The organism is Actinomadura atramentaria DSM 43919, assembly GCF_000381885.1.
GTDB classification, from domain to species: domain Bacteria; phylum Actinomycetota; class Actinomycetes; order Streptosporangiales; family Streptosporangiaceae; genus Spirillospora; species Spirillospora atramentaria.
In genome coordinates, this window is record NZ_KB907208.1 from 1 (window position 1) to 16,142 (window position 16,142).

Genomic DNA, 16,142 nt, shown 5'->3' on the forward strand with positions numbered 1-16,142 from the left:
TCAAACCCATCGCCACAGAAACACCCCTGCTGGTGTGAGAGTAGTGTTCGCGTCCCTGTGCGGTTCCCAGACAACAACTGGGTTCCGCGAGTTTCAAGTGAATAATGTTCGCTTAAACGACATGAGTTTCCCGCCCGTCCGTGGAGCGCTTCGGTGCTTCGGAGGGGTTGGGGTTGGTCGTTCGGTGGTTTTGGCGAGAGGGAAACACCCGGTCCCATTCCGAACCCGGAAGTTAAGCCTTTCAGCGCCGATGGTACTGCATGGGGGACTGTGTGGGAGAGTAGGACACCGCCGGACTCATATTACGAACAGGCCCCGCCATTCATGGCGGGGCCTGTCCTGCTTTCCGGGCCTCTTTCTGTGGGGGCTGTTCGTGTTTTGCGGGCCTCGCCTTCGGCGGGGCCTTTTTGTGTTGTGGGGGCGACCGAGTGTGAGGCGGTGGGGCGTCGCCGTCGAGCGGGTCCGCGGTTGGGCGGTGGTCGGCTGGGTCGATGCAGGTGGGGTGTTACGGGCGGCGGGTGTCGGGTAGGCGGCCGGGCAGCCCTCGACGACAGGAGAGCCGATCGTGATCACTGTGGAGCATGTCGAACGTCTGCTGCGGGCCGAGGACCCCGAGGCCGCGCTTATCGTCGTGAACGGACGTCCGGAGGTCGTCTCGTCGGCGCACGCGACCGACGGGCTGCTGGTCACGGACCGGCGGGACGTCGTGACGCAGATCGGTGAGGGCGAGACGACGCCCGAGACGCTGGAGCGGCTGGCCGACGCACTCGATACGGCCGTCACCGAGCTGGGCGGCTGACGCGGCGGCGCCCCGAACGCGGGCCGGGCGGGTCAACGCGTGCGAATTGACCTGAACGCGTGCGAATTGACTTGGGCGAACCCGGCCGCGAATGCGGCCGGGCGGATCAAACCGCGTGGATTGGGCCGGGGACGGACCACACAGGTCAGGTCGGGCGGGGCGGGCCGCGCAGGCCGGGCGGGCCGGGCAGTAGCAGGTCAGGTCGGGCGGCTTGCGATGAGGACGGTCGCGGCGAGGTCGTCGCACTCGGCTGTGCGCGCGGTCAGGCCGTGGGCGGTGACGGCCGCGACGGCGGCCTGGGCCTGGCGCTCGCTGGTCTCGAAGAACAGGTGCCCGGCGGGCGCGAGCCAGGCGGCGGCTTCGGCGGCGACGCGGCGGAGGACGGCGAGGCCGTCCGTGCCGCCGTCCAGGGCGACGCGGGCTTCGTGGTCGCGCGCCTCGGCGGGGAGCAGCGCGATGTCGCTGGTCGGGACGTAGGGGACGTTGGAGAGGAGCACGTCCACGTGTCCGCGCAGGGCGGCGGGCAGCGGCGCGAAGAGGTCGCCGGTGTGGACGCGGTCGGGTGGGAGGTTGCGGCGGGCGCACGCGGTGGCGGCCGGGTCGAGGTCGGCCGCGTGGACGTCGGCGTCCGCGCGGGCGGCGGCGAAGGCCGCGCCGAGCGCGCCGGAGCCGCAGCACAGGTCCACGACGACCGGGGCCTCGCCGTCCGTCAGCTCTAGGGCCTGCTCGAGCAGGAACTCGGTGCGGCGGCGGGGCACGAAGACGCCGGGTTCCACGATGACGCGGACGCCGCCGAACTCCGCCCAGCCGAGGACGTGCTCCAGCGGCAGGCCCGCGGCCCGGCGCTCGACCATCGCGGCGCGCTCGTCCGGCCCGGTGGCGGTCTCAACGATCAGCCGCGCCTCGTCCTCGGCGAAGACGCACCCGGCGGCGCGCAGGCGGTCGGTGATTTCGGTGAACTCCGGCATCGGTTCCCTTCGGCGGTGTGCGGGCGGCGCGAGTCTAGACGTGTTTCAAAGTCCCGGCCCACGGCCCTCGCCTGGCGGCTCGGACCCCACCGGCCCTGTGCGAGCGCAACATCGCTTCGCGACCTGGCCGGTAAAGCTCGCCTCCAGCTCGCTCTACCGGCAGGTAACGCACTCGCGCTGTGGCTGAGGCACTTTGAGACAGGCCCTAGGTCGTGTCCGGTGGATCTCGGTGTTTGGTTGAGGTCGATCAGTGGGTTGGGGTGTGATGGCGGGCGTGGTGCGTCGTCATGAGCTCACGGATGCGGCGTGGGTGCGGATCGAGCCGTTTCTGCCCGGTCAGGTGCGCCGGGGCGGCCGGTGGCTGGATCACCGGACCGTTCTGAACGGGATCTTGTGGAAGCTCGCCACCGGTGCTCCATGGCGGGATCTGCCCGAGCGGTATGGCAACTGGAAGACCGTCTACGAGCGTTACCGCAGGTGGGCGGCCGACGGGACGTTCGACCAGGTCCTCACCTGCGTCCAAGTCCATGACGACGCCATCGGCCGCATCGACTGGACCGTCAGCATCGATTCCACGATCGTGCGTGCCCACCAGCACGCGGCCGGCGCCCGCAAAAAAGGGAACCCGCAGGGACAAACCGGCAAGCGCTCGGCCGGTCCCGAGGCGGACTGACCAGCAAACTCCATCTGGCGGTCGACGGCCGCGGCCTGCCTTTGGCGCTGGCCGTCACCGCTGGGAACGTCAACGACTGCACCGTCTTCGATCAGATCATGATCGACATCCGCGTGCCGCGGCCGGGGCGAGGGCGTCCCCGCACCCGCCCCGACCGCGTCATCGCCGACAAGGCCTACAGCTCCCGCGCCGTCCGCGCTCATCTGCGCACGCGCGGCATCGGCTGCACCATCCCAGAAAGAAGCGATCAGCGAGCCGGACGCAGCCGTCGCGCAAGCCGGGGCGGACGGCCACCAGCGTTCGATCCCGCCGCCTACCGGCAGCGCAACGTCGTGGAACGCTGCATCAACCGGCTGAAGCAATGGCGCGGCATCGCCACCCGCTACGACAAACTCGCCCGCCACTACCGGGCAGCAGTCACCCTGGTCAGCGCACTGCTCTGGATCACCACATGATCCACCGGACACGGCCTAGGCGTCCGCACGGCAGCCGGCCAGCCGTTCGCGCCTCGGCCGGGCTGAGGAGGACGTTCGGATGTCGGCTGCTTGCGTTCCGTCCGCGCTGAGCGGGCGCGGAGGCGTTTGAGGACGCCGCGAGGACGTCCGGACGAGCGTACGCGAGAAGGCGCGCTCTGGCTTACGGCGCTGGGGTTGAGGTTCGCCGTGGTTGAGGCGCTGGGGGTTGAGTCTGGGTACTGCCCGCAGGGCCAGACGGCGACCGCAGGGTCGGGCGGTGCCGAAGGGCGGCGCGGAGGCGGTCGGGGCCATCCGGAGAATGCCCGGCCGTGCGTGGGTGGGATGGTCGGGCGGCGGCGCATAAGGCCGGGCGGTCCGCGCGTGGGGACGTTCGCGCCGAGCGAGTGTGGGACAGCGGGGCGGTGCCTGGGGATTCGGCCGCGCCCCGGTGGGGGGTTGGGGCGCGGCCGGGTGGGTCAGAGGTGGATGGGGATTTCCGCGAGGGCGTTGGTGAAAAGGCTCGGGACGGGCTTCGGGCCGTCCGGGCCCAAGGCGAGTTCGGCGTCCGGGTAGTGGGTGAAGAACGCCCGGACCGCGAGGACCGCCTGGCGCTGCGCCAGGTGGGAGCCGGGGCAGACGTGGCGGCCCGCGCCGAACGCCAGGTTCGGGCGCTGGTCGCGCGTCAGGTCGTACTCGTGCGCGGTCGGGCCGTGCTGGGCGGCGTCGCGGCCGACCGCCGTGTACGGGGCCATGATCGCGTCCCCGGCCGGGATCGTGACGCCCGCGATCTCCACGTCCCGGACCGGGTAGCGGGCGAGGAAGTTGCCGATGGACGAGTCCCAGCGCAGCGTCTCGGCGACCGCGTCGGCGTAGCGGTCCTCGGCACGGGCGAGCGCGAGCTGGTCCGCGTGGGCGAGCAGCGCGCGGATCGTGTTGCCGATGAGCCCGATCGTCGTCTCGTGACCCGCGGTGAGCAGGACCCACAGGGTGTCGGCGAGTTCGCGGTCGCTCATGTCGACGGAGCCGTCGCGGCGCGCGGCGATGAGCGCGCTCGTCAGGTCGTCGCCGGGGTCGGCGGCGCGGGTCTCGATGAGCGCGCCGAGGAAGCGGGGGATGTCCGCCATGACCTCGGCGACCTGTTCGGGCGTGGTGTCGGTGCGGAAGATGGAGTCGACGAGGTGCCGCAACCGCGCCCACTCGTCGTCGGGGACGCCGAGCAGGTCGCAGATCACGCGCAGTGGCAGCGGCGCGCAGAGGTGGGCGCGGACGTCCACGACGCCGGACGCGTCGGCGTGCGCGGGGAGTTCCGCGACGAGTTCGTCCACGGTCGCGGCGATGCGGGGCGTCATCTCCTCGACGCGGCGCTGGGTGAACGTCGCGGTGATGGGGCGGCGCAGGCGGCGGTGGTTCTCGCCGTCCGCGGTGACGAGGTTGTCGACGGCGATCATCCCGATGATCGGGTTCTCCGGGGTCAGCTCGCCGGTCCGGTAGGCGGTCCAGGTCTTGTAGTCCTTGCTCATGTCCGGGCTGCGGACGATCTGCTCGACCAGTTCGTGCGTCGTGACGGCCCAGACGACGAGGCCGCCGGGCAGGCCGACGCGGACGAGGCCGCCGGTGGCCTCGCCGGCGGCGCGGAGGCGGGCCGCCTCGCCGTGGTGGTCGGACCCCGCCGGGTCCAACGGGATGACTGGTATATGGGCATATTTCGGACTGGTTGGGGTGCTCATGGGCGACTCCGGTGCGCGGGTGGCGAAGCGGGTGATCGAGCGGGGGTCAGGGGACGGCGATCGGCGCGGGCGTGAACGCGACGGGCAGGCCCCGCGGGATGCGCGTCCACGGGCTCGGCTCGCTGCCGATCGCGTCGGGGTCGACGGTGATGCGGGCGTCGCGCAGCAGGTGCCCGGCGGCGGCGACGGCCGTCCGGGCGATCGTGCGGGCGGGGTCGCGGGCCGGGCAGGCGTGCGGGCCCGCGGACCACGCCATCGACGCGTGGTTGCCGTGCGTCCACCAGCCGGGCGTGTGCGCGCGGGTGTCGCGGGACGCGGCGGCCAGGCCGAGGATCAGCGCGTCCCCGCGCGCGACGCGGCGGCCGCCCAGCTCGACGTCCGCCAGCGCGTACCGGGCCGGCATGTTGATCATCGGGGGCTGGCGGGCCAGGACCTCGTCCAGCGCGTCGTCCACCGACAGCCGCCCGCCGCGCATCCGGCTCGCGAACCGGGGGTCGGTCAGGACGATCCGCAGGGACTGGGAGATCCAACTGATCAGCGTGTGGTTGCCGGCCGAGACCAGGACGACGAGCGTCTGCAGGACCTCGGCGTCGCTGCGCAGGTCCGGGTGCCGCAGCAGGACGCTCGTCATGTCGTCGCCCGGCGCGGCCGTCTTCGCGGCCAGCAGCCCGAACAGCAGCGCCTCGAAGCGGGCGTTGCCCTCCTGCGCGCGCTCCCCGGACGAGAACAGCAGGTGGGTGGCCTCCAGCAGCTCCGCGGACTGCGCCGCGTCCAGGCCGATGAGGTCGCCGATCGTCAGCAGCGGGACGGCCGCCGCGTAGTCGCGGACCAGGTCGGCCTCGCCGCGCGGCGCGATCTCCGCGATCAGGCCGGTGCAGAGCCGCTCGACGGTGCGCCGCAGGCGGCGGTGGTCGATGCCGCCGATCGCGTCCTGCAGCGGGCGGCGCAGTCGGCGGTGCTCCTCGCCGTCGTGGCCGATGACGTTGTCCCGGAAGAACATCATCGGGCCGAGCGGGGAGTCGGGCGGGACCGTTCCGTCCTGGAACGATCGCCACTGCCGGGCGTCGCGGCTGAACAGGTGCTCCTCGCGGGTGATCGTGCGCAGCTCGTCGTAGCCCATGACGAGCCAGGCGTGGACGCCGGGCTGCAGCTCGACCGGCGCGACCGGCCCGTAGCCGCGCCACAGCCGCTCGAACGCGCCGTCGGGGTCGGCGGTGGTGGCGTCCAGCGGCAGGACGCCGGACGCGGCGAGCCGCTCCAGTTCGGTGCCGGTCACGCGGACGGCCCCGCTCCCACGGCGAGCGCGTGCCGCGTCAGGGCGGTCAGCGCGCGGATCGAGGACGCGCGGTCGCGCGCGTCGCAGGTCACCAGCGGCGTCTCGGGCAGCAGGTCCATCGCCCGCCGCAGGTCCGGCACCGGGTGCCGGACGGTGTCGGGGAACTCGTTCACCGCGACGGCGACCGGCCCCAGCCCGTGCTCCTCCAACTCGCCCAGCACCTCGAAACTGCCCTCCAGCCGTCGCGTGTCCACGAGCACCAGCACCCCGACCGCGCCGCGCGCCAGGCCCGCCCACATGTCCCAGTAGCGGCGCTGCCCCGGCGTCCCGAAGACGTACAGGACCAGGTCGCCGCCGAGCGTGAGGCGGCCGAAGTCCAGCGCGACGGTCGTGGTGGTCTTGCGGTCGAGGCCCGCCAGGTCGTCGACGCCGACGCTGGCCTCGGTCATCTGCTCCTCGGTGCGCAGCGGTTCGATCTCGCTGACCGCGCCGACGAACGTGGTCTTGCCGACGCCGAAGTCCCCGACGACGAGGATCTTGGCGGTCTCGGTCACCGTGTCGGCGACGTAGTCGACCCGGTGCCGTCCGGGCGGGCGTTCAGAGGCTGTTGAGTCCATCGAGGACCTTCTGGAGGAGGGCGTGGCCGGGCGTGGGTTCGGGGCGGTCGCCGTGCGGGCGCAGATGGTGCGAGGCGACCAGGTCGGCGGCGAGGACGAGCACGACGCTGACGGGCAGGGCGAGGTGGGCGGCGGCCTCCGCGACCGACAGCGTCCCGCCCCGGCACAGCCGCAGCAGCGCCCGGGACTGCGGCGCGGCGTCCACCGCGAGCGGCGCGCCGGTCGGGTCGGCGCGCAGCAGCGTGTCGAGGGCGAGCGCCGCGTCGCCGGGCGCGACGCGGCCGGACGTCAGGACGAACGGGCGCAGCGCGGCGTCGTCGGCGGCGGCGGGTTCGGCGGCGTCGTCGGGGAGCCGCACGGTCACCCCGTCCCGCCCGCGCCGCGCCGGGGCGTGCTCAGCGCGGCCTCACCGAGCTTGAGGACCATGTGCTGCATCTCCTGCGCGATCAGGCCCGGGTTGATGTCCTCCCCGGTGACGACCGCGAGGGCGGTGCCCGCCGCCGCGCCGCGCACGAACAGGCAGCCGCCGTCGTGCTGGACCATCACCTGCCGGACGACCGGGTCGCCGCCGTGCGCGGCCGCCTGGTCGCGGCCGAGGGACAGCAGCGCGGTGCAGCGCGCGGCGAGGCGCTCGGCGTCGTCGCGGGCGAGGTCGCCGGAGCGGGCCTTCAGCAAACCGTCGGTGGTACAGAGCACGACGTGCCGGACGCCCGGCACGCGCGCCATCTGCTCAACGGTCCAGTCACTCACGGGGGTCTCCAGGGTCGTCGGCGGGGGTGGCGGGCGGCTCGGCGGACGGCGCCGCGGGTGCGTCGTCGGCGTCGGCGGCATCGTCGGGGCGGACGGCGAAGACGCCCGCCATGAACGACGCGGCGTCCTCGGGCGTCTGGTCGGGGGCCGCGACGGCGGGTCCGGCGGCGGGCGGCGGGACGTGGGCGGGGCGACGGCGGTTGCGGCGCTGCGGCAGAACGCTTCCCCCGGACGGCGTCGCGTCGCCGCGCGTCGCGTCGGTGGGCGTCGCGTCGGTGAGCGGCGATTCGGCGCGCGGCGCGCGGGCGGCCAGTAGGTCGGCGCGCGGCGGGCCGGCGTGTGATGGGCCGGCGTGGGACGACGGGCCGGTACGCGGCGTGTCGATGGGTGGCGGGTCGGCCTGCGGCGGGCCGGTGAGCGGCAGTTCGGCGCGCGGCGTTCCGGTGTCCGGTGATTCGGCGCGCGACGGGCCGGCGTGCTGCGGACCGGTGCGCGGCGTTTCGATGGGCGGCAGCTCCGCGTGCGGCAGCTTCGCGTGCGGTAGTCCGGCGTCCGGCTTCCCGGCGTAGGGCGTCCCGGCGGGCGGCGTGCTCGCGGTCGGCAGTCCGGCGGGCGGTGCGGGCGGGGGTTCGGGGGTCGGGTGGGCGAAGGCCGCCGAGCCGCGCGGGGCGACGCGGATCGTCCGGCCCGCCGGGACCAGCACGACCGCCTGGAGGCCGCCGTACGGCGACTCGTCCAGCGTGATCTTCAGCCCGTGCTCGACGGCGTACCGGCCGACGACGGCCAGGCCCGTCCGCGGCACCTCGCCCAGGTCGGCCAGGCTCGGCGTGACGCGGCCCGCCGCGACGTCGCGGGCGTGCGACAGCCGGGGCTCCTCCAGCCCGGTGCCGTGGTCGTCGATCCGGAACACCGCGCCGGACGCCGCCGCCGACACCTTGACGATCACGTCGGTCGCGGTCGGGGACGCCTCGGTCGCGTTGGCGAGCAGTTCCGCGATGACGTGGACGACCGGCTCCAGCGCGACGGGATCGACGCCGACGTCCGGGTCGCCCTCGATCCGGACGCGCCCGAAGTCCTCGATGCGCGCCGACGCGGCCTGCACGATCTCCGCGAGCCGCAGCCCGCGCGTCCACTGCTGCCCCTCCCACGACCCGGCGAGGATCGCGACGCTCTGCGCGACGCGCGCGGCCTGCGACGCGGCGTGGTCCATCGCCTGCCCGGCGCGGTACACCTCGGGCAGCATCCGGTTTTCCTCGGCGATGCGCTCGGCGGCGAGCTGCATGCGGTGGCTCGCGGACTGGACGCGCCGCGCGAGCGCGACCATCACCTGCTGGTAGGAGTCCTCGCGGTCGGCGAGGTCGCGGCGCAGCTCGACGATCGACTCCAGCGCCGCCGTCATCGTCGCGGCGAGTTCGGGGCCGAGCAGTTCGGCGGGTTCGGGGCCGAGCCGGGGCGGCCGGTCGCCCTGGACGGCGGCGGGGAGGTAGGCGAGCAGGAGGCGGCGGGTCAGCTCCTCCAGCGCGTCGGCGCGGCCGCGCAGCGCGGTGGCGTACGCCTCCCACTCGCCGAGCCGGAGCGAGGCGACGCGGGCGCGGTCGGCGGCGTCCGCGAGTTCGGCGGCCCGCCGCGCGGCGAGGGCGCGGTCGGCGGCGCGGTCGAGCCGGTCGCGGTGCTCGCGGAGCGCGAGCGCGGTGAGCAGCAGGGCGGCGACGGCCGCGCCCGCGAGCGGGACGGGCCAGCCGAGCCGCGCGCCCGTCGCCAGCAGGACGACGGCGGCGAGCAGGAACAGCGCGAGCACGGCGGCGGCGGTGAGCGCGACGGCCCCCCAGACGGCGGGGCGGGGGGCGTGCGCCGGGGACGGCGGCGCGCCCCACGGGATGCGGGCCGGCTCGGCGGGCCGCTCCGGCGCGGCGGCGGGCCGGGCCCGCTGGTCCGTCGCGCCGGTCACGGCGCGTTCCCGGGGCCGCGGGGGATGGCTGATGAGGGCATGGGACTCCGTCTGGCGTGCGGGGAGGCGTCGGACGTGTCACGGTGGCGGAGGGGTGTCTCACCGCGGGGCCGTGACGCCGCGGTGATCCTTTTCGGCCGGCGGGAATGGAACGGGCCATTCTCGCGCCGGACGTGTGCAGTTGTCCTCGGAATTGGCGCGACGGCGTCGGGGGTCAGACGCTGCTCACCTTTCCGATAGGGCGCGGAAATCATCGGGTGCTGCGTTTCCCGCGGACCGCCCGGGGTTCCGGGAGGCCCGCCGTGCGGGGGCGGGCGGCGTCCTGGCGGGGCGCGGGGGCGCCCGCGGCGGGTGCCGCTCGATGATCAGCAGTGTAGCCACCGGGGTCGGTTCCTTCCGGGCAACGGCCGATATGACGACGGCGGATCGCGCGGACGTGCATCAAATGACAAAAACGGTGGTTCGGTGCCGGATCGTGGTCGCGGATGCGACGCGGAACCGTTATTCGTCTTTCCGGTGGCGCGCGGCCCGTCCGCCGCCGCGCCCGGGACGGACGTTGTCGCGCCGACGTCGCTGGGCGATGCTGGAACGGTGTCAACGGAGACCCGCGGCCAAGCGGAACTGCGCGCGCTGCTGCGCGGCCTGCCCGGCGTCGACCGCGTCGGCGCGGAAGCGCGGGCCGCGCGGCTCGCCGCCCGCTCGGTGAAGGCGGCCGCCAAGGCGCGCGCCGTCGATCTGGCGATCTCGATGGTCGACCTCACGACGCTGGAGGGCGCGGACACGCCCGGCCGGGTGCGGGCGCTGTGCGCGAAGGCGCTGCGGCCGGACCCGGGCCAGCCGGACGTCCCGAGCGTCGCGGCCGTCTGCGTCTACCCGGACCTGGTGGGCGCCGCGGCGGACGCGCTCGCGGGCGGCGGCGTCGGCGTGGCGAGCGTCGCGACGGCGTTCCCGGCGGGCCGCGCGCCGCTGGCGGCGAAACTGGCGGACGTCGGCGCGGCGCTGGCGGCCGGGGCGACGGAGATCGACATGGTGATCGACCGGGGCGCGTTCCTCGCGGGCGACTACCTGAAGGTCCACGAGGAGATCCGCGCGGTCCGGGCGGCGTGCGGGGCGGCGCACCTGAAGGTGATCCTGGAGACCGGCGAGCTGGGGACCTACGACGACGTCCGGCGCGCGGCGTGGCTGGCGATGGACGCGGGCGCGGACTTCGTCAAGACGTCCACGGGCAAGGTCGCCCCGGCCGCGACGCCGCCGGTGGTGCTGGTGCTGCTGGAGGCCGTCCGCGACTACCGGGCCGCGACGGGCCGCGCGGTGGGCGTGAAGGCGGCGGGCGGCATCCGGACGACGAAGGACGCGCTGCGCTACCTCGTCCTGGCCGCCGAGACGGCCGGGCGCGACTGGCTGACCCCGGACCGGTTCAGGTTCGGCGCGTCCGCACTACTCAACGACCTGCTGATGCAGCGGCGCACGCTGGCGACGGGCGTGTACTCCGGTCCCGACCGCGTCGCGCAGGACTGAGCGGGGGCTCGCGCATGGACGTCTTCGAGTACGCGCCCGCGCCCGAGTCGCGGGACGCCGTGCGGCTCCGCGCGTCGTACGGGCTGTTCGTCGGCGGGGAGTTCACCGGTGGCGGCGGCGCGCCGTTCACCACGGTGGAGCCCGCGACGGGCGAGCCGCTGGCGGAGGTCGCGACCGCCGACGCCGCCGACGTCGACCGCGCCGTCGCGGCCGCGCGCGCCGCGCAGACGGCGGTCTGGGGGCCGATGCCGGGCCGCGAGCGGGCCAAGTACCTGTTCCGGATCGCCCGGATTCTTCAGGAACGCTCCCGCGAGCTGGCGGTGCTGGAGACGATCGACAACGGCAAGCCGATCCGCGAGTCCCGCGACGTGGACGTCCCGCTGGCCGCCGCGCACTTCTTCTACCACGCGGGTTGGGCCGACAAGCTCGGCCACGCGGGGTTCGGGCCGGACCCGCGCCCGCTCGGCGTCGCCGCGCAGGTGATCCCGTGGAACTTCCCGCTGCTGATGCTGGCGTGGAAGGTCGCCCCGGCGCTGGCCTGCGGCAACACGGTCGTGCTGAAGCCCGCCGAGACGACGCCGCTCACCGCGCTGCTCTTCGCGGACGTCTGCCGGCAGGCCGACCTCCCGCCCGGCGTCGTCAACATCGTCACGGGCGGTCCCGGGACGGGCCGGGCGCTGGTCGCCCACGACGGCGTCGACAAGGTGGCGTTCACCGGCTCCACCGAGGTCGGACGCGAGATCGCGCGGACGGTCGCGGGCACCCGCAAACGCCTCACCCTCGAACTCGGCGGCAAGGGCGCGAACCTGGTGTTCGCCGACGCGGCGCTGGACGAGGCCGTCGAGGGCGTCGTGGACGGCGCGTTCTTCAACCAGGGCCACGTGTGCTGCGCCGGGTCGCGGCTGCTCGTGCAGGAGTCGATCGCGGACGAGTTCGTCGAGCGGGTGAAGGCGCGCATGGCGACGCTGCGCGTGGGCGACCCGCTCGACAAGAACACCGACGTCGGCGCGGTCAACTCGGCCGCGCAGCTCGCCCGCGTCACCGATCTCGCCGCCGCGGGCGAGCGCGAGGGCGCGGAGCGCTGGTCGCCGCCGTGCGCGCTCCCCGAGCACGGGTTCTGGTTCGCGCCGACGCTGTTCACCGGCGTCGCGGGCGCGCACCGGATCGCGCGGGAGGAGGTCTTCGGCCCGGTGCTGTCGGTGCTGACGTTCCGCACGCCCGCCGAGGCCGTCGCGAAGGCCAACGACACGTCCTACGGCCTGTCGGCGGGGATCTGGTCGGAGAAGGGGTCGCGGACGCTGTGGGTCGCCGAACGGCTCCGCGCGGGCGTGGTCTGGGCCAACACGTTCAACCGGTTCGACCCGGCTGCGCCGTTCGGCGGCTACAAGGAGTCCGGCCACGGCCGGGAGGGCGGCCGCCACGGCTTGGCGGCCTACCTCGACGTGTGAGCGGAGGCGGCATGGCGGACGAGATGACCGAACGGATTCCGGTGCGCAAGACCTACAAGCTGTTCATCGGGGGCGCGTTCCCCCGGTCGGAGTCCGGCCGGTCCTACCCGGTGGCGGACGCGGACGGCGCGTTCCTCGCGAACGCCGCGCGCGCGTCGCGCAAGGACGTCCGGGACGCGGTCGTCGCCGCGCGGAAGGCGTTCCCCGGCTGGTCGGGCCGCACCGCGTACAACCGGGGCCAGATCCTCTACCGGATCGCGGAGATGCTGGAGGGCCGCCGCGAGCAGTTCGCCGCCGAACTCCGCGCGACGGGCCTGGACGGCGCGGCGGCGCGCGCGGAGGTGGACGCGGCCGTCGACCGCTGGGTCTGGTACGCAGGCTGGGCGGACAAGCTCGCCGCCGTCTTCGGCGACCCGGCCCCGGTCGCCGGACCGTTCCACACCGTCTCGGTGCCGGAGCCGACGGGCGTCGTCGGGATCGTCGCGCCGGACGGGCCGCTGCTCGGCCTGGTGTCGATGCTCGCGCCCGTCGTCGTGTCGGGGAACACGGCCGTCGTGGTCGCGTCCGAGCCCGCGCCGCTGCCCGCCGCCGCGTTCGCCGAGGTGCTGGCGACGTCCGACCTGCCGGGCGGCGTCGTCAACCTGCTGACCGGGTACCGCGCCGAACTCGCGCCCCGGCTCGCGTCGCACGAGGACGTGAACGCGCTGGACCTCACCGGAGTCCCCGACGCGGACGCGAAACCGCTCGCGGAGGCCGCCGCGGGCAACCTCAAACGACTTTTCTCGCGCCCGGCGGACGACTGGTCGCGAGAGCCGGGAACGGCGAGAATCAGGGCGTTTCTGGAGATCAAGACGGTGTGGCATACCGTGGGAGCCTGATCCCGTTCTGGCGAAATCGTGTGTAAATCGGCACGTGGCGTGGAATCAACCCTCCGTAACTGATCAACACGGGGGGTAGATCAGTGGCTACCAGGACCACGCGCGCGACGTCCGGCCGAAGCGCCGGCCGCGCGACCAGCAGCCGGGCCCAGAGCACGGCGAAGCGCAAGCCCGCGACCAAGCGGACGAGCGCGGCGGGAAGCACGTCGCGGTCCACCGTGACGGCCTCGCGCCCGGCGGCGAAGAAGTCCACGACCGCCAAGAAGTCCACCGCCAAGCGCTCGACGTCCGGCAAGTCCGGCAGCGCGGCCGCGACCAAGGTCACCGCCGCCGCGACGCAGGCGAAGGCCGCCGCGACGCAGATGAAGTCGGTCGCGACCAAGACCAACGGCTCGGTCAAGGCGATGACCGCCATGACCAAGGCGATGACCAGCGCCACCAAGGCGATGGCGGACGCCGCCAAGGCGATGAACACCGCCGCCAAGGCCATCTCGACGGGGGCGTCCACGTCCTCGCGGTCGGTCGCCAAGCCGAAGAGCGGCACGGCGAAGAAGACGGCCTCGAAGTCGTCGTCGGCCAAGTCGTCCGGGACGAAGGCGTCCACGGCGAAAACCGCGTCGAAATCGGCGTCGAAGTCGTCCACGGCCAAGTCCGGCTCGTCGAGCGGGACGAAGCGCGGCACGTCGGCGGCGTCCAGCCGCTCGCCGTCCCGGAGCACGACCGCGCGCGCGTCGTCGGGCACCGCGAAGCGCAGCCCGTCCTCGCGCAGCACCACGTCGAGAAGCACGGCGAGCCGCAGCACGGCGTCCCGAAGCACGCCGGCCAAGCCGAAGGCGAGCACCACCCGCCCGCGCGCGGCCCGCACCGCCACCCGCTCGACCACGCCGACGCCGGAGCCGAAGACCGACGTAGGCTCGGCGCAGCGGCCGGGCGTCGGCGGTCTGCTGTCCGGTCTCAGCGGCCGCGGCGGCTGACCCGCCCGACGACGCGCCCGGCGGCGGAACCGACCGTGGAGGGGACATGGACGACAAGGACATCCTCGCCCGCATCGGCGGCTACGTCGCCGAGGAGCGCGAGCTGCGCGCCCGCCACCAGCGGGGCGAGCTGACCGACGCGCAGGAGCAGGCGCGGATGGCGGAGCTGGAGGGCGCGCTCGACCAGGCGTGGGACCTGCTGCGGCAGCGCCGGGCGCGGCTGGACGCCGGGGAGAACCCCGGCGAGGCGCACTCCCGCCCCGTCGGCGAGGTCGAGGGCTACTGGCAGTGACCGCCGCGCCGTCCCGCCCGCCGACCGGCGGACGGGACGGGCGGACGGACCGCTACATCCGCTCCGGAGTCGGCACGCCGAGCAGGTTCAGCCCGGTGACCAGCGTCCGCAGCGTCGCCGCGCACAGTGCGAGCCGCGACCGCCGCGTGGCGTCGTCGGGGGCCTTGAGCACCGGGCAGCTCTCGAAGAACGCCGTGTAGTCCTGCGCGAGGTCGAACACGTAGTTCGCCAGCCGGTGCGGCTCGGCCTTCTCGCCCGCCTGCTCCAGCGCCGCGCCGAAGCCGAGGAGCCGCAGCGCGAGCGCCCGCTCCGCCGGGTGGCCGACGGCGATCGGGCCGGTGGCCGAGTCGGGGTCCACGCCGCCGCGCCGGAAGATCGAGCGGATCCGCACGGCGGCGTACTGCAGGTAGGGGCCGGTGTTCCCCTTGAAGGAGATCATCCGGTCGAAGTCGAAGGTGTACTCGCTGTCGCGGGCCACCGACAGGTCGGCGTACTTCACGGCGCCGATCCCGACCTTCTCCACGATGTCCGCGCGGGTGGCGGCGTCGAACGAGGGGTCGTGCTCGGTCTCGTCGTAGGCGGCCCCGGCCCGCTGGACGGCCTCGTCCAGCAGCTCCGCGAGCTTGACGGTGCCGCCCGCGCGCGTCCGCAGGATCTTGCCGTCCGTGCCGAGGACGTTGCCGATCTGCGCGTGCTCGGCGCGGATGTCGTCGCCCAGCCAGCCCGCCATCCGCGCCACGGCGAACACCATCTGGAAGTGCAGGGCCTGCGCGGAGCCGACCACGTAGACCATCCGGTCGACGCGCTCGGTGTCGACGCGGTACCGGATGGTCGCGAGGTCGGTGGTGGAGTAGTTGTAGCCGCCGTCGCTCTTGCGGATGATCACCGGGAGCGGGTCGCCCTCGCGGCCGGTGAAGCCGGGCGGGAACGCGCACAGCGCGCCGTCGCTGACGACGGCGATGCCCTTGTCCTCCAGCTCGCGGACGGTCGGGGCCAGGGCGTCGTTGTAGAAGCTCTCGCCCTTGATGTCGTCGTCGGTCAGGGTGACGCCGAGCCGCCGGTAGACGGTGTTGAAGTACCGCTTGGACACGTCCACGAGGATCTGCCAGTACCGCAGCGTCTCCGCGTCGCCCGCCTGCAGCGACACCACGCGGGCGCGGGCCCGGTCGGCGAACGCCGGGTCGCCGTCGAACTTGGCGCGGGCGGCCTGGTAGAAGGCGGTCAGGTCGCTGACGGACGAGTCGTCGCGCGCGGCGGCCTCCACACCGACGTCGAGCAGGTGCTCGATGAGCATCCCGAACGGGGTGCCCCAGTCGCCGAGGTGGTTGTCGCGGATCACGTCGTGGCCGAGGAACGCCAGGATGCGCGCGATGGCGTCCCCGACGATCGTGGTCCGCAGGTGGCCGACGTGCATCTCCTTCGCCACGTTCGGCGAGGAGTACTCGACCACGACCCGCTGCGGGTGCTCGGCGGCGGGCACGCCGAGCCGGTCGTCGGCCAGGGCGCGCTGCGCCTCGGCGGCGATCCAGGCGTCGTCGAGCGTCAGGTTGATGAAGCCCGGCCCGCTGATCTCCACGTTCGCGACGAGGTCGGCGACGTCGAGGTGGTCCACGATCTCCTGGGCGACCGCTCGCGGGTTCTGCTTCTCGCCGCGCTCGGCCTGCAGTCGCTTGGCGAGCGGCAGGGCGGCGTTGGACTGCAGGTCGGCGAACTGCGACGGCCGGATGACCGGGTCGGCGCCGGCGTACTCCGGCCCGAAGGCGGCGGCGAGCGCGGCCTGGACGCGGGCGGCGAGGAGAAGTTGCGGATCGGACATGCC

Annotated in this window: 15 protein-coding genes and 1 rRNA gene; 7 read left to right on the plus strand and 9 right to left on the minus strand. The window is 74.1% G+C overall.

From position 1 onward, the window contains the following. Nucleotides 1-180: 180 nt before the first annotated feature. Both rrf and G339_RS0100010 read left to right on the plus strand, forming a co-directional pair. Nucleotides 181-297, plus strand: a 5S ribosomal RNA gene (rrf, locus tag G339_RS0100005). 268 nt (nucleotides 298-565) lie between these two features. Beyond that, nucleotides 566-799 carry a hypothetical protein gene (locus tag G339_RS0100010; protein WP_240489715.1) on the plus strand — a complete coding sequence of 78 codons (234 nt, stop codon included), beginning with the start codon at nucleotides 566-568 and terminating at the stop codon, nucleotides 797-799. Between the two features lie 197 nt (nucleotides 800-996). On the opposite strand, the gene G339_RS0100015 is transcribed toward G339_RS0100010, so the two are convergent. Next, the gene (locus G339_RS0100015; RefSeq protein ID WP_019629022.1) at nucleotides 997-1,767 is read right to left on the minus strand and encodes a putative protein N(5)-glutamine methyltransferase; all 771 of its coding nucleotides are present in this window, start codon (nucleotides 1,765-1,767) and stop codon (nucleotides 997-999) included. Nucleotides 1,768-2,044: 277 nt separating this feature from the next. Between G339_RS0100015 and G339_RS37300 the strand changes: the two genes are divergently transcribed. Further along, nucleotides 2,045-2,895 (plus strand): IS5 family transposase gene (locus tag G339_RS37300; protein ID WP_420804482.1). Its coding sequence is split into 2 segments (ribosomal slippage): nucleotides 2,045-2,384 and nucleotides 2,384-2,895, totalling 852 coding nucleotides; the frame shifts between segments, so codons are not numbered across the junction. A 476-nt stretch (nucleotides 2,896-3,371) separates the two neighbouring features. Here G339_RS37300 and G339_RS0100025 read toward each other — a convergent pair. From G339_RS0100025 to G339_RS36255, 6 genes are read right to left on the minus strand one after another with little or no spacing between them, the layout of a single operon-like run. Continuing rightward, nucleotides 3,372-4,622, minus strand: coding sequence for a cytochrome P450 family protein (locus G339_RS0100025; protein ID WP_026340989.1), 1,251 nt, complete (start codon nucleotides 4,620-4,622; stop codon nucleotides 3,372-3,374). A 46-nt stretch (nucleotides 4,623-4,668) separates the two neighbouring features. Beyond that, nucleotides 4,669-5,898, minus strand: a complete 1,230-nt coding sequence (locus G339_RS0100030; RefSeq protein ID WP_019629025.1) for a cytochrome P450 family protein — start codon at nucleotides 5,896-5,898, stop codon at nucleotides 4,669-4,671. Beyond that, nucleotides 5,895-6,515, minus strand: a complete 621-nt coding sequence (locus G339_RS0100035) for a GTP-binding protein (RefSeq protein WP_026340991.1) — start codon at nucleotides 6,513-6,515, stop codon at nucleotides 5,895-5,897. Before G339_RS0100035 ends, G339_RS0100030 begins: the two co-directional genes overlap by 4 nt. Then, a complete protein-coding gene (locus G339_RS0100040; RefSeq protein WP_051107746.1) occupies nucleotides 6,496-6,873 on the minus strand; it encodes a DUF742 domain-containing protein in 378 nt (125 codons plus the stop codon). Before G339_RS0100040 ends, G339_RS0100035 begins: the two co-directional genes overlap by 20 nt. Nucleotides 6,874-6,875: 2 nt before the next feature. Then, entirely contained in the window at nucleotides 6,876-7,265 is a 390-nt protein-coding gene (locus G339_RS0100045; protein ID WP_205625459.1) for a roadblock/LC7 domain-containing protein, read from the minus strand. After that, nucleotides 7,258-9,213, minus strand: coding sequence for an ATP-binding protein (locus G339_RS36255; protein ID WP_019629029.1), 1,956 nt, complete (start codon nucleotides 9,211-9,213; stop codon nucleotides 7,258-7,260). Before G339_RS36255 ends, G339_RS0100045 begins: the two co-directional genes overlap by 8 nt. A gap of 591 nt (nucleotides 9,214-9,804) precedes the next feature. Here G339_RS36255 and deoC point away from each other — a divergent pair. The 3 genes from deoC to G339_RS0100065 are packed head-to-tail and all read left to right on the plus strand — an operon-like array spanning nucleotide 9,805 to nucleotide 13,057. Continuing rightward, a complete protein-coding gene (gene deoC, locus G339_RS0100055) occupies nucleotides 9,805-10,731 on the plus strand; it encodes a deoxyribose-phosphate aldolase (RefSeq protein ID WP_026340994.1) in 927 nt (308 codons plus the stop codon). Nucleotides 10,732-10,745: 14 nt separating this feature from the next. Then, nucleotides 10,746-12,179 (plus strand): aldehyde dehydrogenase family protein, encoded by a 1,434-nt coding sequence (locus G339_RS0100060; RefSeq protein ID WP_019629031.1) that lies wholly within the window; start codon nucleotides 10,746-10,748, stop codon nucleotides 12,177-12,179. 11 nt (nucleotides 12,180-12,190) lie between these two features. Beyond that, entirely contained in the window at nucleotides 12,191-13,057 is an 867-nt protein-coding gene (locus G339_RS0100065) for an aldehyde dehydrogenase family protein (protein WP_019629032.1), read from the plus strand. Here the strand turns inward: G339_RS0100065 and G339_RS0100070 are convergent. Then, the gene (locus G339_RS0100070; RefSeq protein WP_157407214.1) at nucleotides 13,026-13,940 is read right to left on the minus strand and encodes a hypothetical protein; all 915 of its coding nucleotides are present in this window, start codon (nucleotides 13,938-13,940) and stop codon (nucleotides 13,026-13,028) included. The genes G339_RS0100065 and G339_RS0100070 overlap by 32 nt on opposite strands. A 137-nt stretch (nucleotides 13,941-14,077) precedes the next feature. Here G339_RS0100070 and G339_RS0100075 point away from each other — a divergent pair, with 137 nt between their 5' ends. Then, the gene (locus tag G339_RS0100075) at nucleotides 14,078-14,323 is read left to right on the plus strand and encodes a DUF2630 family protein (RefSeq protein WP_019629034.1); all 246 of its coding nucleotides are present in this window, start codon (nucleotides 14,078-14,080) and stop codon (nucleotides 14,321-14,323) included. A 52-nt stretch (nucleotides 14,324-14,375) separates the two neighbouring features. Here the strand turns inward: G339_RS0100075 and argS are convergent, their stop codons facing one another. Further along, a complete protein-coding gene (argS, locus tag G339_RS0100080) occupies nucleotides 14,376-16,139 on the minus strand; it encodes an arginine--tRNA ligase (protein ID WP_019629035.1) in 1,764 nt (587 codons plus the stop codon). Nucleotides 16,140-16,142 lie beyond the last annotated feature (3 nt).